General features: G+C 67.3%; 18 protein-coding genes. 6 read left to right on the plus strand and 12 right to left on the minus strand.

All coding sequences use genetic code 11. From position 1 onward, the window contains the following. Positions 1–203: 203 nt before the first annotated feature. The 5 genes from LGY53_RS38880 to LGY53_RS38900 form a co-directional block, all read right to left on the minus strand. A complete protein-coding gene (locus tag LGY53_RS38880) occupies positions 204–728 on the minus strand; it encodes a DUF234 domain-containing protein (protein WP_225731684.1) in 525 nt (174 codons plus the stop codon). A gap of 10 nt (positions 729–738) precedes the next feature. Next, positions 739–1164 (minus strand): PIN domain-containing protein, encoded by a 426-nt coding sequence (locus LGY53_RS38885; RefSeq protein WP_225731685.1) that lies wholly within the window; start codon positions 1162–1164, stop codon positions 739–741. Next, positions 1164–1370 carry a hypothetical protein gene (locus tag LGY53_RS38890; protein WP_225731686.1) on the minus strand — a complete coding sequence of 69 codons (207 nt, stop codon included), beginning with the start codon at positions 1368–1370 and terminating at the stop codon, positions 1164–1166. Before LGY53_RS38890 ends, LGY53_RS38885 begins: the two co-directional genes overlap by 1 nt. 101 nt (positions 1371–1471) lie before the next feature. Further along, positions 1472–2632 carry a diguanylate cyclase gene (locus LGY53_RS38895; protein WP_225731687.1) on the minus strand — a complete coding sequence of 387 codons (1161 nt, stop codon included), beginning with the start codon at positions 2630–2632 and terminating at the stop codon, positions 1472–1474. Positions 2633–2906: 274 nt separating this feature from the next. Beyond that, complete coding sequence (locus tag LGY53_RS38900) at positions 2907–3902, minus strand: BtrH N-terminal domain-containing protein (RefSeq protein ID WP_225731688.1); 996 nt, start codon at positions 3900–3902, stop codon at positions 2907–2909. Between the two features lie 106 nt (positions 3903–4008). On the opposite strand from LGY53_RS38900, the gene LGY53_RS38905 reads away from it, so the two are divergent. Both LGY53_RS38905 and LGY53_RS38910 read left to right on the plus strand, forming a co-directional pair. Continuing rightward, entirely contained in the window at positions 4009–4401 is a 393-nt protein-coding gene (locus LGY53_RS38905; protein ID WP_225731689.1) for a VOC family protein, read from the plus strand. A gap of 72 nt (positions 4402–4473) precedes the next feature. Then, on the plus strand, positions 4474–6021 hold the full coding sequence (locus LGY53_RS38910) for an FAD-dependent oxidoreductase (RefSeq protein WP_225731690.1): 1548 nt from the start codon (positions 4474–4476) through the stop codon (positions 6019–6021). 82 nt (positions 6022–6103) lie between these two features. On the opposite strand, the gene LGY53_RS38915 is transcribed toward LGY53_RS38910, so the two are convergent. The 4 genes from LGY53_RS38915 to LGY53_RS38930 form a co-directional block, all read right to left on the minus strand. Next, on the minus strand, positions 6104–7057 hold the full coding sequence (locus LGY53_RS38915; RefSeq protein WP_225731691.1) for an LLM class flavin-dependent oxidoreductase: 954 nt from the start codon (positions 7055–7057) through the stop codon (positions 6104–6106). Positions 7058–7242: 185 nt separating this feature from the next. Beyond that, positions 7243–7833 carry a TetR/AcrR family transcriptional regulator gene (locus tag LGY53_RS38920; protein ID WP_225731692.1) on the minus strand — a complete coding sequence of 197 codons (591 nt, stop codon included), beginning with the start codon at positions 7831–7833 and terminating at the stop codon, positions 7243–7245. Continuing rightward, complete coding sequence (locus LGY53_RS38925) at positions 7830–8915, minus strand: saccharopine dehydrogenase (RefSeq protein WP_225731693.1); 1086 nt, start codon at positions 8913–8915, stop codon at positions 7830–7832. Before LGY53_RS38925 ends, LGY53_RS38920 begins: the two co-directional genes overlap by 4 nt. A 24-nt stretch (positions 8916–8939) precedes the next feature. Next, positions 8940–10193: an MFS transporter gene (locus tag LGY53_RS38930; protein WP_225731694.1), complete on the minus strand. Its 1254-nt coding sequence runs from the start codon at positions 10191–10193 to the stop codon at positions 8940–8942. Positions 10194–10250: 57 nt separating this feature from the next. Between LGY53_RS38930 and LGY53_RS38935 the strand changes: the two genes are divergently transcribed. Then, positions 10251–10838 (plus strand): ABATE domain-containing protein, encoded by a 588-nt coding sequence (locus tag LGY53_RS38935; protein WP_225731695.1) that lies wholly within the window; start codon positions 10251–10253, stop codon positions 10836–10838. A 41-nt stretch (positions 10839–10879) separates the two neighbouring features. Here LGY53_RS38935 and LGY53_RS38940 read toward each other — a convergent pair whose 3' ends face one another. The 3 genes from LGY53_RS38940 to LGY53_RS38950 all read right to left on the minus strand — a co-directional run bounded on the left by LGY53_RS38940 (position 10880) and on the right by LGY53_RS38950 (position 14196). Then, positions 10880–12196 carry a dicarboxylate/amino acid:cation symporter gene (locus tag LGY53_RS38940; protein WP_225731696.1) on the minus strand — a complete coding sequence of 439 codons (1317 nt, stop codon included), beginning with the start codon at positions 12194–12196 and terminating at the stop codon, positions 10880–10882. 194 nt (positions 12197–12390) lie between these two features. Further along, positions 12391–13308, minus strand: a complete 918-nt coding sequence (locus tag LGY53_RS38945) for a serine hydrolase (protein WP_225731697.1) — start codon at positions 13306–13308, stop codon at positions 12391–12393. Further along, on the minus strand, positions 13309–14196 hold the full coding sequence (locus tag LGY53_RS38950; protein WP_225731744.1) for a LysR family transcriptional regulator: 888 nt from the start codon (positions 14194–14196) through the stop codon (positions 13309–13311). Positions 14197–14304: 108 nt separating this feature from the next. Between LGY53_RS38950 and bla (LGY53_RS38955) the strand changes: the two genes are divergently transcribed. From bla (LGY53_RS38955) to LGY53_RS38965, 3 genes are all read left to right on the plus strand, one after another. Further along, positions 14305–15216, plus strand: coding sequence for a class A beta-lactamase (gene bla / locus LGY53_RS38955; RefSeq protein WP_374111303.1), 912 nt, complete (start codon positions 14305–14307; stop codon positions 15214–15216). 59 nt (positions 15217–15275) lie between these two features. Next, positions 15276–16106, plus strand: a complete 831-nt coding sequence (gene bla / locus LGY53_RS38960) for a class A beta-lactamase (protein WP_225731745.1) — start codon at positions 15276–15278, stop codon at positions 16104–16106. A gap of 209 nt (positions 16107–16315) precedes the next feature. After that, positions 16316–16621, plus strand: a complete 306-nt coding sequence (locus LGY53_RS38965; RefSeq protein ID WP_225731699.1) for a hypothetical protein — start codon at positions 16316–16318, stop codon at positions 16619–16621. Positions 16622–16730 lie beyond the last annotated feature (109 nt).

Genomic DNA, 16730 nt, shown 5'->3' on the forward strand with positions numbered 1-16730 from the left:
CCACACCCACAACCAGCAATACACCCGCACTGCGGCACGTGGCTACCGGATCACCGTCCTGACCGGCCGGACCACGATTTCCTGCCCATCAACCAGGATTTCGCGGTTCGTATGCCGGGACGTCAGGGACCCGGCAGGCCCAGGTCGGAGACAATTCTCCGATCTGGGCCTTTTGGTTTGACTTGACATCTGTCGCAGCGCCCTCACCGCCACGCGCGCAACAGATCCCCCGGCCCCCAATGCGCGGCGATCGGCAGGTCGCCTTCGACCCCAGACCTCGAGACCGCCACCAGCGGGGTATCGAATTGCGTACCGGGAACCGCGAGTACGGCACGGCTGAGGTCGTCGTAATCGTGCCGGTCGAATGGCCGGTCTTCCAGCCACTTGATCGATCCGACGGATCGCACCGCACCCGCTACCGGCTCGCGATCGGCGCCGACCAGGTCGATCTCGGGATTGTTCTGCCGGTTCCACCAGCCGCCGACCGCCTCGGTGTCAGGCCATCGGTCGTCAGGCAGCAAGCGCTGCAACGATTCCCGGATCACCGGCTCGATCGCTCGACCTCGCCACGTCGTCCAGGATCGCTCGATCCGCTCCAAAGCCAGATCGCCCCTGCCCCTTTCGACAAGCGAGATCGCACGCTGCAGAAAAGCGAGCCAGAACCGGAGATACGAGTGGGCGATGCGTCGGTGATGGGCGTGGAAGTCGTCCCTGGTCTCTAGTTCCAAACAACGACGATCAGACGTCGTACGGCAGTAGAACAAAACCGGAGAAGCCCCACAACGGCCTCAGGACCCGGAAATGGCGCTGGTCGAGCGTCATGATCCGATCGGTTCGTTCCCGGTCCGCGAGTACGACATTCGACGCGTCGGCTATACCGATATAGCTGTCGTCGTACTGCGCGGTGACCGCCAGCGCGGCGGCGTGCTGATTGGCGGTCCACTCCGCCAGGTCATAGGCCCCGCCGGCGACATCCGACGCGAAATCGCGCGCCGCGCGGGTACCGAGCCTCGTATAAAGCATGTAATCGGCCTCGGCGACCACCATCGGCGAAACCACCAGCCGCTCATCGCCTTTCCTGACGATCCGCGCCAACTCCTTGTGCTCCGGGTACGATTCGTCGAACAGGGCAATGATGGCGCTGGTGTCCACGATGATCGACATCAGGCCCCGAATCCCCGGCCCAGCTCCCGATCGATCTCCTCGGCTGACAGCGGCCGATCACTGCGGTAGCCCCCAATCGTCGGTTTCGGACGCGCATCAGCCCGGTCGAGCAACTGATCAATAGCCTGCGCCAGGGTCACCCCATTCGACACCGCGACTCGCTGCAGCCGGTCCCGAACCGTCTTCGGCACCTTGATCGTGGTCATATCTGACATACCTGGAGTATACCGTCATACCCAATGGACACCAGCCTATGGTTGAGCCGATTCGTGGCCGACCGATTGAAGTCGCGCACCTCAAGACCGGCCTACTGTCCGACCTGGCCTACCGCACAGGTTGTTTCCGCGCATGGCTCGCGGCACGGGGCCTCGGCGATCACAACACTGTTGCCGCCCAAGCGTTTTGCCTCGTACATGGCTGTGTCGGCGGAGCGGAACAGGCTTTGGCGCAGTGGGGCCGTGCGGGTCTCGCCGGTTCCGTTCAGCGTGGTGACGGCGGCTCCGACGCTGGCGGTGATGGTGATCGGCAGATCGGTCATCGTTTCGATCGCGCCGCGCAGCCGTTCGGCGATAGCCCCGACGCAGTCATCGTTCAGGTATCCGACGACCGCGAATTCCTCGCCGCCGGTGCGCGCGATGACGGCGCCCGGCGGGGCCGCTTCGCGCAGGCATTTCGCGGTGCGCACCAGCACCTCGTCGCCCAGCGAATGACCGAAGGTGTCGTTGACGGATTTGAACCGGTCCAGGTCGAAGGTCACCGCGTACACGCCGCCGCGGGCGGCGGGGTCGAAGAATCGCGACAGGCGACTGTCGAGACCGCGCCGGTTCAGCAGCTTGGTCAGCGGATCCGATTGCGCGTCCCGCTGCACCAGCCAATGCGAGAAGTGCACGATGGGGAGCACGACGCCGGTCACACAGATGTTGGACATCATGACTCCGACGCACAGGAGCAGGTCGCCCTTCCCGTGTCCGGTGTTCCCCGGCCTTCCGACGAACATCAAGATCCCCACCAGTACCAACGACACAAACGACCAGCCGACGTGCAGGGCCAGGATCCGCGGACCGTGGAAGATCGTGGCATATCCGCCGGTGGTCACCAGCAGCACGATGCCCAAAGCTCCCAGTAGGCGGTCCTGGACCAGGACGTTGTTGGCGGTGACGGTGACATCGATCGCCGCGATCCATGCGAGCGACTCGCCTTCGCGCGGCCACGGCAGCAACCACCACCGCAGCGTCCAGGCCAGGGCAAGCGCGATCGCGACGACGGCCTGAGTCACTCCCACCGCACCCCGCTGCCCCGCCTGCGACAGCAGGGCGAGGGCCGTTATCGACGCCATGACGATGCCCGCGGACCCGATCATGATCTTCATCGGAGCGAGGGCCGAATGCGATTCGAACGTCTCGATCAGCCAGCGATAATCGACCCCGTCCCGCCACCAGGCTCGCAACAACGATCCGATATCGGCCATCCAGTTACCGCCTCGGGTCAGCAATAGGACTCCGGTCGACAACCGATCACGGAGACCGCGACGATCACCTTTCTCGGGATAGCGCTCCCGACAATCCACTGTGACTCGAGCGGAGGATCAGAGCACGCGAAGGTGACGTCCGCCACACCGCGCACCGATACCCGCAGGTCATGCTCGCGTCCGGGCCTGGCGGCGCAGTGCCGATTCGGTCTTCTCGTCGGAGGGAGAGAAGAGCTCGATCGACAGGTCCTGCAACGTCCCGAATGCGGCATTCCTAAGGGGTTACGCCCACCTCGGCCAGACAGCGCATGGCCTCGCGTTCGATACGTGAAAGATCGCCGAGAAGGCCACCCGCCTCCGCGAGGAATCGCGCATCGCCGGTTTCTCCGGCCCGGGTGATCAGTGCCGCGACTTCGGTCCACAGCGTGGCCGACTCGGTGTACAGCTTGTGACCGGTGCGCAGGTGGCGGTTATCGAGCAGCCGGGTGCACTCGGCGAGGAAGTCGCGGTAGAAGTTGCGGAACAGCGCGCCGCCGGTGCCGCCCCGCTCCATCAGCAGTGCGGCCTGCGGTAGGTCCCGTCGCGGGTCGTCGGTCCGCTCGAGCCAGGTGCGCACCAACTTGCCCGCCTTCTCGATGCCGCGGTGGCCGAGGTTGGCGATGGGCGGCTCGAGAAAGGCGGCGGCGCAGGCGGTGATGGCCGGGACGACGATTTCTCGTAGCGCGGGCGGGGATTTCGGGGCGGTCAAGGTGAAGGATCGGTGTCTGGCGGTCATCGGACCGCGCGCGGCCCTGGCCAGAGCGAGGCTGGTGAGGCTGGTGGACACCGTTCCGCCCTGCTGATCGGTATCCACCAGGTAGGCGTCGTGGTCGTCGTAGCCGTACATGGCGACGAAATGGCCGCCGAAATGCACGTCGGAGGTGAAGTAGTCGAGGTAGTGGCTGTCGAGCTGCAGACCGACAGGGTGACCGTCGTCGATACCGGCGACCACGTTCTCCCAAGCCTTGCGGGCAGAGGTGGTCTCCTGGACCCGCAATTCCAACCCGAGCCCGGCGGCCAGAATTCGGGTGAGCTCGAAGGGTTTGATCCGACCTCCGAGAAAGGGAAATCCCATGGCCTTGCTGTCCCAGTAGACGAAGGACAGGCCGGAGCCGAGGCCGAAGAGCATGGGTTCGGACAACTCGATTCCCTGGTGCCGCAACAACACCGCCAGCGCCGTCGTCTCACAGTGCTGCGTACCGGGGGCGTCGACGCCGGTCACCGTGGTCATGCAATGCCTTTCTGCGCAACGATCGAACTCGCACTGCCATCATGGTGGGGTCTCCAGTGGCGGGAGAGTCCAATACCCGGCCGATCACCAGGAAAGGACAGGCACCGTGCGGATCTACCTCACCAGCGTGTTCGTCGACGACCAGGAGAAGGCGCTCGAGTTCTACACCGAGAAACTCGGCTTCACGAAGCGGCACGACGTCCCACTCGGCGCGGCCCGATGGCTGACGGTGGTCTCGCCGGAGGATCCCGACGGCACCGAACTGCTGCTCGAACCGGACGGGCACCCCGCGGTGAAGCCGTACAAGGCCGCACTCGTCGCCGACGGTATTCCGGCCGCCTCGTTCCAGGTCACCGATGTGTGTGCGGAGTACAAGCGGCTGGACGCGCTCGGGGTGCGGTTCACCCAGCAACCCATGGCGGCCGGACCGGTGACCACCGCGGTCTTCGACGACACCTGCGGAAATCTGATCCAGCTCGTCACCCCGGCCGAGCCCTGACGGCGTCCTGAGACTTGAACTCAACCCGGCTCGAGCCCGCATCGTTTACCTCCAATGATCAAGGAGGGAAACATGTTCGAGGTAATCGTGGCGGGAGCCGGTCCGGTCGGCCTGACAACCGCGTTGTTCCTGGCCGACCGCGGCATCCGGGTGCTGGTGGTGGACAAACGCGACCCGCTCAACGCGCCGCCGCGGGCCAGCGCCTCGGTGCGCACGCTGGAGTTGTTCCGATCGATCGGGCTGGGACCGAAACTCGACGAGATCGCCTGGGACGCGCCCGCACCGCTGCACTCGGTGGTCAAATACAGCGCGATCGGCGCGGTTCGGCACACTGCCGCTCCGCCGCCCGAGTACACGGACTGGTTGGAATCCGGTAGCCCGGTGAATATCCGCCGCTCCGTCACCCAGTACGAGGTGCAGCGGATCGCGCTCGACGAATTCCGGCGCCGCGGTGGTCGGGTGCGATTCGATGCCGAACTCGTCGGCTTCGACACCGGCCCGGCCGGTGTTCGCGCCACCGTCGCCGACACCGTGACCGGCGCGGAGGACGAGGTGTCCTGCGCCTATCTGATCGGAGCCGACGGCGCCCGCAGCCGGGTACGACAACTGCTCGACATCGAAATGCGGGACCGGCAGGTCGCGGCCCGGCTGAACACCGCGTTCTTCCGCGCCGATCTCGGGCGGCTGCTGCCGGAGTCGGCGACGCGGTTCTGCTTCATCCGCAACGATCAGGTCTACTGCACGCTTTTCGCCAAGGGCGCCGACGGCAAGCAGTGGTCGTCGCACATCATGGACTACCCCGGCAAACCCGCCGAGCTGACGACCCTGCCCCCGGAACAGACAATTCGGTTGCTGCACAACGCGATCGGCGACGATTCGGTGCCGATCGATCTGCTCGAATGCAACGCATGGGAGGCGGCGATCGCCATCGCGGCCGAGTTCCGGCGCGACCGGGTGTTCCTGGCCGGTGATGCCGCGCATACGCAGAGTTCCGCGGGCGGTCTCGGCATGAACACCGGCATACAGGACGGTCACAACCTCGCCTGGAAACTCGCCGCCGTGCTGCGCGGGCAGGCGGCTGCGACGCTGCTCGACAGCTACGAACCCGAACGCCGAACCGCCGCAACGGCTTCCCTGGCGTTGTCCCAGCGCATGCTTCGCGGTTATCAGGCGCAGGGCGATACCAACGAGCTCTACGCCCAGCTCGCCGCCGATTATCTGCGCGGGATGATGTGCTACCAGTACACCGAAGGCGCGGTAATTTTTGACGGACAAGCTGATTCGGATGTTCTCACCGGGCAGGCCGTGCCAGGACGCCGCCTGCCGCACCGTTGGCTGACGGCCGGGCTGTCCACCCTCGACCTGGTCGGCACGCAGTGGTCGCTGCTGACCGGACCGCGCGGCGCCGCATGGCAATCCGCCACGCAGGCAGCGGGATTGGGCATACAGGTACGTCAGCTTGCCGATGGGTTCATCGATATGGCCGGTATCGAACCCGATGGAGCGCTGCTCGTCCGGCCCGACCAGTTCGTCGCTTGGCGCTCCCCCGTCCTGCCCGCGTCACCTGAAGATGTCATCGGTGAGGTGGTGGATACGTTGTTCGGATCGACGCGCTCTTGAAAGGGGCCGCGTGACAGTCGGATTCGGGATCCTCCTGCACGAGCCCGACCATGTCGAATCGAAGTCCCTGCGGTGCAACGGGTTACGTGGAGATCTCGGCGATGACCTTCAGGAACGCGGCTTCGTCGCGCTGTGGATCGCCCACCGGGATCAGTGCGGCCGCGATTTCGTCGGCACCTGCCTCGTGCAGGGCGAGCAGGCGGCGCTGAATCGTTTCCTCGTCGCCGTAAACGATGACCTCGTCGATGAATTCGTCGCTCAACCGACCCTGCGCGTCCAACGGATGGCCCGCGTCTCGAAACATCTCGGCGTAGGTGGGGTATGTCGAATAGGCGCCGAAGGCGGTCTGCGCGGCCTGACGCACCACGTCGAAGTCGCGGGTGAGCAGGACGGTCGCGCCGACGATCAACGGCGGCCGGGAGCGTTGCGCCCGGCGCGCGCCCGCCTCCAGTGCCGGTATGGCGATCGAGCGCACATACGAGGGCCCCGCCCAGGTGATCATCGCGCCGTCCGTGAGCTCACCCGCCAGGCTCAGCATGTTCTTACGCAATGCGGCCAGGACGATCGGCGGCCGGGGCGGCGTGAGCCCCGGCGGTAGCGCGGCGTGCACCTGGAAGTGCTGCCCGTCCAGATCGACGTGCCCGTCCCACAGCATCCCGCGCAACACCGCGACGTATTCCCGCAGATGCGCCAGCGGCCTGCCGAACGGGAGGCCGTAATGCCCTTCGATCGCCACCTGATGACTCGCGCCGATCCCCAACCGAAAACGCCCCTGTGCCAACTCGGCAGCGACCAGCGCCTCGTTGGCACGCGCCAGCGGATGTGTCGGATAGGTGATCGAGATCCCACTGGCCAGCCCGATCCGGCTGGTGCGCGCCGCGGCCGCGGTGATGATGCTCAGCCCGTCGGGCCCGACCGGCCACGAGGGCACCCAGGCCGTGCCGACACCGGCGTCCTCCGCCCGCATGATCGCGTCGAGTACGGGACGCACCGGCGGCGGGAAGACTACGACTCCGACGGGAATTGTTGTGGCCATTGAGGTTCCGCCTTTCGCACGCCAACCGCAAGTCGCCTGTCGAGCGTCACGCGGCAGATCGATATCGCCTCGGCCACCGACGGCGGCCCGGCGATTTCGCATATGTGCTTTCGATCAGATAGGACGCGGCGGTAAACCGCAACCCGGGGAGATACCAGGCCGCAGCGGCACATTCGGCTTCATCATCAACGAACCACCGGATCGAGGAGGGCCGCCGCGATTTCGGTCAGCGCGGTATCGGTGACCGGATCGGCATGATCGGCGATACCCGACCGGAACAGCGCCGCGCCCTCGACGAGCATGGTGAAGATGCGTGCGTTGATGCGGCAGATCTCTTCGGACGCTTCGGGATTCCGCGTTCTGATGACGTCGGCGACCTGCCCCTGGTAGGCGCGGTAGAACTCGCGCACGGCCGCGGCGACGGATTCGTCGCGGCCCGCGAGCGCCCAGATCTCGGTGTACATCCGGACCAGTTCCCGATCGTCCTGCTCCGCCAACACCTTTCGCACCATGTCGGCGGCGGGCGCGGGCGAGCCGAGCAGCGGGGCGAGCCGCTCGAGCGAGCGAGCCAGCGCACGGGTCAATACGGCGACGATGAGGTCGGCGCGGTTGGGAAAGTAGTACTGGAGATGCCCCAGCCGCACCTGCGCGGCGGCCGCGACCGCACGCATCGTCAGCTGACCGTAACCGGATTCGGTCAGGATCCGTTCGGCCACATCGAGCAGCAGGACCCGCCGTTGCGCGCCCTTGTCGGTGCTGGCGGCATGTTCGGTCATGCGGCACTGCCGATTTCGCGTTCGATGTCGACGCGCAGATCGATGCCGTGCGCCGCGAGCATGGCCGGTACCTCGGCGGGGACCGGTGTCTGTTCCGGAAAGCGCACGCCGGATTCGGGCGCCGCCCCGTCGAGTCCGAGCACCCGGCGCAAACCCAGCAGCGCACCGACCGCGGTGAGGTGCGCCTGTCCGGCGGGGTCGGTGAGGGTGGCGGTGGCGGTGCGCCCGCCGTGGGTGACGTCGATCCGCAGGGCGGCGACGCCGCCGTCACCCGGCGCGTACAGCAGCGCTCGGCGCGCGCCGGTGAACCGTTCGCCGCGGCCCCAGCGGAAGAAGCCGAGCCGCTTGACCGCCAACAATGCGGAAGTCGATGCGCCGGAACTGAATCCGATGCGCGTGGCAACCGTCGCCGCGCCGAGGGTCAGCGGGAGGGTGAATTGTTCCGGGGTGTCGATGCGGGCTACCCGGGTGACGGCGTCGCCGATGCGGACCCGGCGCACACCGCTCAGCGGCATGATGGTCCGGCGCGTGCCGCCCTCGATCACCTCGTAGTCGAGCCCGAGCCGATCCAGGAATTCGACCGAATCGGCACCCGCCCGATCGCGCAGATCCCAGCGGATCGCCACCTCCACCGTATCGGCGCCGCCCAGCCTCGAACCCAGGTGTGCGGCAACAAGACTCGTCACACCGCCCATCCACGCCGAGGAGAGCAGCACCGGGGCGCGCGGGTCGAGCAGCGCGGCCACTGTCGCGGCGCGCTGTAGGCGGCTGGTCCACCGCGTGATGTCGACGAACGGCACCCCGCCCGCGACCGCGGCACGCAGCACGCGGTCGTCCGGGTCGTTGACGAGGCCGACCACCGCACGCACGCCCGCCCGGAACGGTTCCGGCGCGGCGAGATCCCAAACCTTAAGCCCCGCACCGACTTCCATGGCGAGCTCGCGCCCCCGAGCCAGGCTGCGCCCGGTGAGCAACAGCGGGAAGGACGGCGCGGCCAGGCGCGTCAGCTCCGCGCCGACCGTCCCATAGCCGCCGACGAGCAGTACCGGACCCTGTGGATCGAAATCGAGAGCATCGTTCACGGAATTCAATATAGGTCATCCGACCTAAATTTGCTCGGCCCGGGTGATCGCGGCGGTTTTACCCTGGGACGCCGCGTCGAGATCGGGCGAATCCACTGCGGGCGCGGGGCGGGCGGCTCGGATATTCAGGGCCAGCGTCAGCAGGGCCAGGAGCTCGGCGGCGACACCGACGAAGGGAAGTCCGCCCAGCATGCCGGAATCGGCGAACAGGCCACCGAGCACGGCGGCACCGGTTTGACCGAGGTAAACGGCGCTGTTGTTGAGCGCCAAGAGCATGTCGCCGCGGGCCCCGCCGATGGCGAGCAGGCGGTGCTGGATGAGCGGGAAGCTGCACCAGTGGACCAGACCCCAGAGCGCCGATCCGATGGCGACGCCGGGGACGGAGTGCACGGCCAGGCCGAGCCCGGCGAGCACGACCGCCAGCAGACCGATCGAAACGATCAGGCTCGCGTTCGGGTCGAATCGGTCCGCGATGCGACCGCCGACCAGCACTCCGGCAAAGCTGCCGATGCCGAAAAGCAGTAACAACCAGGGACGTACATCCTCCGACGCGTGAGTGATGTTGTCCAGCAACGTTCCCAGATAGGTGTAGACAACGAAGGTGCCGAGCACCCAGAGGGCGGTGCCGAGCAATGCCGTCGGCGCGCGCCGAATCCGTACCGCCGCAAGCCGTTCCCCGATGCTCGCGCCCGCGCTGCCCGGCAGTCCGGGCAAACTCACCCACAGCCCGGCGGCGGTGAGTACGGCGAGCGCGGCCACGAATCCGAACGCCCAGCGCCACGACAGTGCGGCGCCGATCACATTACCCAGCGGAACGCCCAGCGCGATGGCCGATGTCATCCCGGCGTACACGATGGCCAACGCGCGCCCGCGCCGCTCGGGCGTGGTGATGCGGACCGCGGTCGCGGATGCGGTGGCCGCGAACAGCGCGGCGCCGAGACCGGCGACGACCCGGCTGACCAGCAGCACCCAATAGCTGGCGGCCAAGGCGGACAACACATTCCCCGCGGCGAAGACGGTGAGCACCGCGAGCAGCAGCACCCGCCGGTCGACGCGTGCGGTGACGCCGGCCAGTATCGGCGCCGCGACGGCGTAGGTGATGGCGAAAGCCGTGACGGTCTGCCCCGCGGCCGCGGTCGACAGGTGCAGATCGCGGCTGAGCGCGGGCAGCAGACCGGACACGATGAACAGATCGGTTCCGATCGCGAACATACCCAGTGCCAGCAACCAGATCCGCAGTGCGAGCGACGTTTTCGTCGGTGACGTATGCCCTGTCATCCCAACCTCTAACTAACCATATATAGGGTTACTTCCGGGGTAACCTAACATAGGGTTATGAAGACGGAACAACAGTCACGGGATCGCTGGGTCTGGTACGGCGGTCGGCCGAGCATCGATTTCGTCAACACCATGCGGGACCGCTATGCGGGCGGCCGCGAGCTGCTTCGGCATCCGCAGGACCTGGCGGACTGGTTCGCCGCGGCCGGGCTCATCCCGTGCCGCGGCGACTTCGATGTGGAATTACTGGACGAGGCAAGGCAATTGCGCGAGGCCATCGACTCCGGTGTGCGCGCGGTCGTCGGCGGAACACACTTTCCCCGAAGCGCACAGCAGGTGATCAACCGCTGGCTGGCCAACGCGGCAGACCATCCGCCGCGCCTCGACGTGCACGAAGGGGTGCCGGTGCTGGAAACGACCGGCGCACCCACCGATGCCCGCGGCGCGCTGTATCGAATCGCCCTCGACGCCGCCGAACTGCTCGGCGGCGATACCCGCGGCCGGGTTCGCATCTGCGGCGGCGTCAACTGCAGCGCGCGGTTCGTCGATCTGTCGGCGGGCGGCAGGCGGCGCTGGTGCCAGATGGCGGTGTGCGGCAACCGCGCCAAGGCCGCACAGCATCGCCGCGCGACGGCGTCGAACTGAGGGCCCGGGTCGATCGCGCGTTCGCGATCGACCCGGCGCGATCAGGCGGCCGCGGGGATCGGTTCCGCGATCGGCGCGGTCGTCGTGAGCGGCGCCGACGGGCGGTCGAAGACCTCCCGTTCGAGGATGCCCTCACGCTTGGCGACCAGCACCGGAATCACCATCTGACCCGCGACATTGGTTGCGGTGCGGATCATGTCGAGTATCGGATCGATGGCGAGCAGCAGGCCGGCGCCCGCGAGCGGCAGGCCGAGGGTGGACAGGGTGAGCGTCAGCATGACGATGGCGCCTGTGAGTCCGGCGGTCGCCGCGGAGCCCACGACGGAGACGAAGGCGATCAGCAGGTAATCCCGGATGCCGAGGTGGGTGCCGGTGATCTGGGCGACGAAGATGGCGGCCAGCGCCGGGTAGACGGCGGCGCAGCCGTCCATCTTGGTCGTCGCGCCGAACGGCACCGCGAACGAGGCGTATTCGCCTGGGACGCCGAGCCTTTCGGTGACCATCCGCTGGGTGAGCGGCATGGTGCCGATCGACGAGCGCGAGACGAACGCCAATTCGACCGCGGGCCAGACCTTCGCGTAGAAGCGAACCGGGTTCACTCCGCCGACGACGCGCAACAGAATCGGATACACGACGACGAGCACGATGAGGCAGCCGACATAGACCGCCACGGTGAAGGTGGCCAACGGCCGCAACAGATTCCAGCCGTAACTGGCGATGGCCTTGCCGATCAGTCCCGCGGTGCCGATCGGCGCGAGCCGGATCACCCACCAGAGCGCCTTCTGCACCAGCTGTAGCACAGATTCAGCCAGCGCGACAAAGGGTTTGGCGGCCTCACCGAGTTTCAGCGCGGCCACCCCGAGCACGGCGCCGAGGAAAACCAATTGCAGCACATTGCCGTTGGTGAACGCGCCGATGACGTTGGTGGGGATGATGCCGGTGAGGAAGTCGGTCCAGCCGCCCTTGCTGTCGGGCGCCTTCGCGCCGGTGAGGGTCAGGTCGACGCCGCGACCCGGATTGGTGATCAGGCCGAGCGCGATCCCGACGACGACCGCGATCAGCGAGGTGCCCATGAACCAGAGCAGTGTGCGGCCCGCCAGCCGGGCGGCATTGGTGACGTGGCGCAGGCCCGCGATACTCACCAGCACCGCGGTGAATACCAGCGGCGGGACGGCAAGCTTGAGCAGCTGCACGAAGATGCCGCCGACCTGCGTCAATGTGCTGGTGAGCCAGGCGGATCCGGTGGCGCGGGCGATGAATCCGGCGGCGATGCCGACCGCGAGGCCAAGCAGGATCTGGACACCGAAGGGCCAGCGCGCCGGATTGAGGGTACGGCCGCGCGAAAGGGGTGTGGACATAACAGAACTCCGAGACGGTCAGGGTGGAACATTGTGTGGGTACGCGTCAGCGACACAGCTGGGCGGCCAGCCGACCGAGATCCACGTGCAGCCTGGCCACCAGGTGCACAACCGTCACAGAAAGATTCACAGCAACTTCAAAGATAGGCGATTCGTCCCATCTCCGGATGCGCACCCCCGCGATATGACCTGCGTCACAATCGATTCCATGGCCCGGTCCGCAATTCGTCGTGCAGGATCCTGGCCGCCTTGGCCATGCTCGCCTCCGCACCGGGTTGATTGGCCGCCGGAACCCGCGATTCGGTGAGCGCGGCCACCGCGAGCACCTGACCGTCCGCATGCTCGACGACGCCCACCTCGTGACGCAGGTTGAGCAGGGTTCCGGTTTTCGACGACCAGCGGGCCGCATCGGAGCTGAAGTCGGGCGCGAGTCGCTGCCGGACCACGTTGTCTCCCATCAGTTCCCGCACCCGCGCCGCCGCATCCGGATGAATGGCGCTCGGCCGCCACAGATCCCGCATCAGGTCGACGAACGCCCGCGCCGAACCCGCATTGGCCCAACTGATATCGAGCTGCGGCACCGGATGACCGTGCCCGGCGGTGCCCGCCTCGATGGCGAGCGTATGCGCCAGATGCGCCTGCGCGGGTTCGAAGCGTTCGACCGGTGTCCGGGTGAGCTCGCCCATCAGATGCCGCACCGCGATTCCGTCGTGGCCGAGCCGCCGCAGTTCCGCGGTGACGGCGGCGGGCGGGGTCAGCGCGAACAGGGCGTCCGCGGCGATGCCGTCGCTGATGGATGTGCTCAGATACAGCAGGTCGTCGAGCGCGATGCTGGCCGGATGCCGGAATTTGCCGAGACCCATCGGCCCAGCCGTCGCGATGCGGCCCGGCTCGACCTCGATCCTGGCCGCCGGGTCGAGTTCACCGCGGGCGATCCGCACCAACGTCACCACCGCGAGCGGCACCTTGACCAGCGATGCGATCGGCCACTCCGCCTCGGCTTCGACCCCGAGTTCGTCGCCGGAATTCAAGTCGCGCACCAGGAATGAGCCGCGCAGGCCCGCGTCGTCGAGTACTCGATGCACCTCGCGCAGCGCCGTGCTCATCCCCATCTACCGTTCCTCGCTCTCGTCGTCCGGTGCGCCGAGGCAGGCGCCGATCGCGCGCGCGGGCAACGATCTGACGCGTTCGGCGTCCGCGCGCTGCCCGGCCGCGATCTCGTAGCCGCGGGATAGCTCTAGTTCACCGATCGGCCGCCAATGTAATCCGAGCTCACCGGCCTGCCACCGCGAGGCGAGCAGCAGATCGTCGGAGCCGAGCACCTCGGCCACCGCGGTGATCAGCGAATCGGCCACCATTACCTGCGCCGGTTGCAGACCGAGCGCGTCACGCAGCCGGGTGAGCGGGTCGCGCAGGTGCGGCGTATCGTCCTCCGGCTGGATCCAGATCCGGCGACGCCGAACGTCCCGGTCGGCGCGGCCCGCGCGCAATGTCTCCAGATAGAGCGGGGTCGGATGCGGGCCCGCGGTGCCCGCGAGGCCGAGCGGCACCCGCCACCTGCCCCGGTCCGGCGGCACCGCGCTGAGCGCGGCCCGAACCTCTTGTGTCCGAACGAGTTCCGCGCGTTCCCTGGGTCCGGCCGAATGCAGGTCGAGGTTCAGCCCGCCCTCGCGCGCCACCGCGACGCAGCGGGCAAGCGGCAGCGGCGCGCATATCTGGGGTATCGCCATCCGGAACGGCCGCAGCTTCGCGCGCTCCGCCTCGTGCTCCATCGCCTCGGCGAGTTCGACGAGCCGCCGGGCCGATGGCAGCATCTCCCGCCCGAACGACGTCAACGTCGCGCTGCGCGAGGTCCGGTTGAGCAGCCGGGCGCCGAAGTGCTGTTCGAGCGCCGCGATCCGGCGGCTGGCCACCGATTGCGGGATCCGGGCCGCCGCCGCGCCGACGGTGAAGCTGCCGTTGCTGCTGACGGCGACGAAGGCGCGGCACGCGGCGACCATATCCACGGCACCACAGTGTATGCCAATTCAGCATTGATACCCGCATTTGTGTCTTGGACGGCATACGGCACCGGGTGCGAGGCTGCCCATCGGCAACAACCGCGACGAATGGAGATCCGAATGACGAGGTTTCGCACCGCCCGATCCGCCGCCGTTGCGATCGCGGCGGCCCTGTTGCTTCCGCTCGCCGCATGCGCGACCGATAACGCGGCGCCCGCCCCGACCTCCACCGCGACGACGCCGATATCCGGCGAATTCGACGCACTGGAAACCGAATTCGACGCGCATCTGGGAGTTTTCGGCATCGACACGGGCTCCGACCGAACGGTGGAGCATCGCGCCGACGAACGGTTCGCCTACGCATCGACCTCGAAGGCGTTGCTCGCGGGCGCGATACTCGCCACGACCGCACCGGCCGATCTGGAGGTGCGGATCAACTACACCTCGGCCGACCTGGTGGCCAACTCACCGATCAGTGAACAACACGTGGCCGACGGGATGACGCTGCGCGAAGTGCTCGACGCGGCGCTGCGATATAGCGACAACACCGCGGCCAACCACATGTTCGCGCGGCTCGGCGGCCCCAAGGGCGTCGAGCGGAACCTACGCGCCCTCGGCGACAACGTGACCCAGATGGACCGCACCGAAACCGCGTTGAACGAGGCGATTCCGGGCGACACCCGGGATACGAGCACACCCCGCGCCCTGGCGGCCGATCTCCGGAAGTACCTGCTGGGCTCGGAACTCACCCCCGAGGCCCGCGCCATCCTCACCGACATGATGCGCCGCAACACCACCGGCGGCGAAGTGATCCGCGCCGGCGTCCCCGCGGACTGGCAGGTCGCCGACAAGACCGGCTCCGCCGCCTACGGCACCCGCAACGATATCGCCGTGCTGTGGCCGCCGAACCGCGCCCCGATCGTGCTGACGGTGCTGACGACCCGCGCGAAACAGGATGCGAGCTACGACAACGCGCTGCTCGCCAAGGCCGCGAAAATCGCTGTCCAGGAGCTGAATTGACGCCCGATATCCGCTGGCGCCGCGCGGGCCCGACCCGTCGCGCCGTGCTGACCGCCGTCATGGCGACACTGCTGACCGCCTGCGCCGAGTCGGTGTCGGCCCCGGTGCCCACGACGGCCGAACCGGCGGCACGCTACCTCGAACTGGAACGGCGTTTCAATGCGCGCATCGGCGTTTTCGCCATCGACACCGGCACCGGGCGGACGCTCGAATACCGCGCGGACGAGCGGTTCGCACTGTGTTCCATCTTCAAGGCACTCGCCGTTGCCGCGGTGCTGGCCCGAAACCCGTTGTCGCACCTCGACTCCCGGGTGACCTTCAGCCATGACGATATCCGCTCGATCTCACCCGTCACCCAGAAGCGGGTCGACACCGGTATGACGATCGGCGAACTCTGCGACGCCGCGATCCGCTACAGCGACGGCACCGCGGGCAATCTGCTGGTCACCGATCTCGGCGGACCCGCGGCGCTCACCGCATATCTGCGCGAAATCGGCGACCAGGTCGGCAGGCTGGACAACTACGAACCCGAACTCAACCGCGCCGCGCCCGGCGATCCGGTCGACACCACGACGCCGCGCGCGATCGGCGGCGATTTCCGGACGCTGCTGCTGGGTTCGGCGCTGCCGGACGACAAGCGCGCCATGCTGACGGACTGGTTGCTGCACAGCAAAACCGCGCCGGGGCGCATCAGGGCCGCGGTACCGCCGGGCTGGTCGGTGGCCGACAAGACCGGCACCGGCGACTACGGCCGCGCGAACGATATCGCCGTCGTCCGGCCGCCGTCCGGCGCACCGCTGGTGTCGGATCGCGCGGGCGGCTACGACGCCGAACCGAGCGATGAGCTCATCGCGGAGGCCGCGCGACACGTCATCGCCACCCTGCGCTGACCGGCCGATCCGGGAGCTGTCGGTGTCACGAAAGTGGCTGTGCGGTCATCGAATTCACCATGCCGCCGAGACGAGCGCCACAGGCACTACCGCCCAGTAGATTTCGCGTGTCCCGGCGTTCACCGGTCGTTCGCCATGGCGTCCGATCGTGTTGGGAAACCTCTGATGCGATGGGATGTCGCGATTTCGGATCGGTTGCACGGAGGTCAATGATGGTCGACAGACTGCACACCTACACCGACAAGCTGAGTACCGCCGCGGACGCGAACGATGAAGTGAAGCAAAAGATCTCGACGATATTCAGCAGGCTGCAAGCGAATCTGGACGGCCGCGGCGAGCCGTGGGGCGCCGACCACTACGGTCAGGGTTTCATGGAGGGCAAGAACGGCTACGCGAAAATGCGCGATGCGACGTTCACCAACGCGGGCAATCTCGGCAATGGGTTCGGTACGTTCGCCGACGGCCAGCGCACCGCCGCGCGCAAGCTGACGCGGAACGACTATTTCGGTGCCTGATTCCCTGGATGATTCCGAATCAACCAACGGTGCAACCGATTCAATCGAGCAGGGGCTCGACACCACCGGATATCCGCTGTCGCGGTTGACCGCTGAACGGCTCACCGTG

Source organism: Nocardia sp. JCM 34519.1, from assembly GCF_020361265.1.
GTDB lineage: Bacteria > Actinomycetota > Actinomycetes > Mycobacteriales > Mycobacteriaceae > Nocardia > Nocardia arthritidis_A.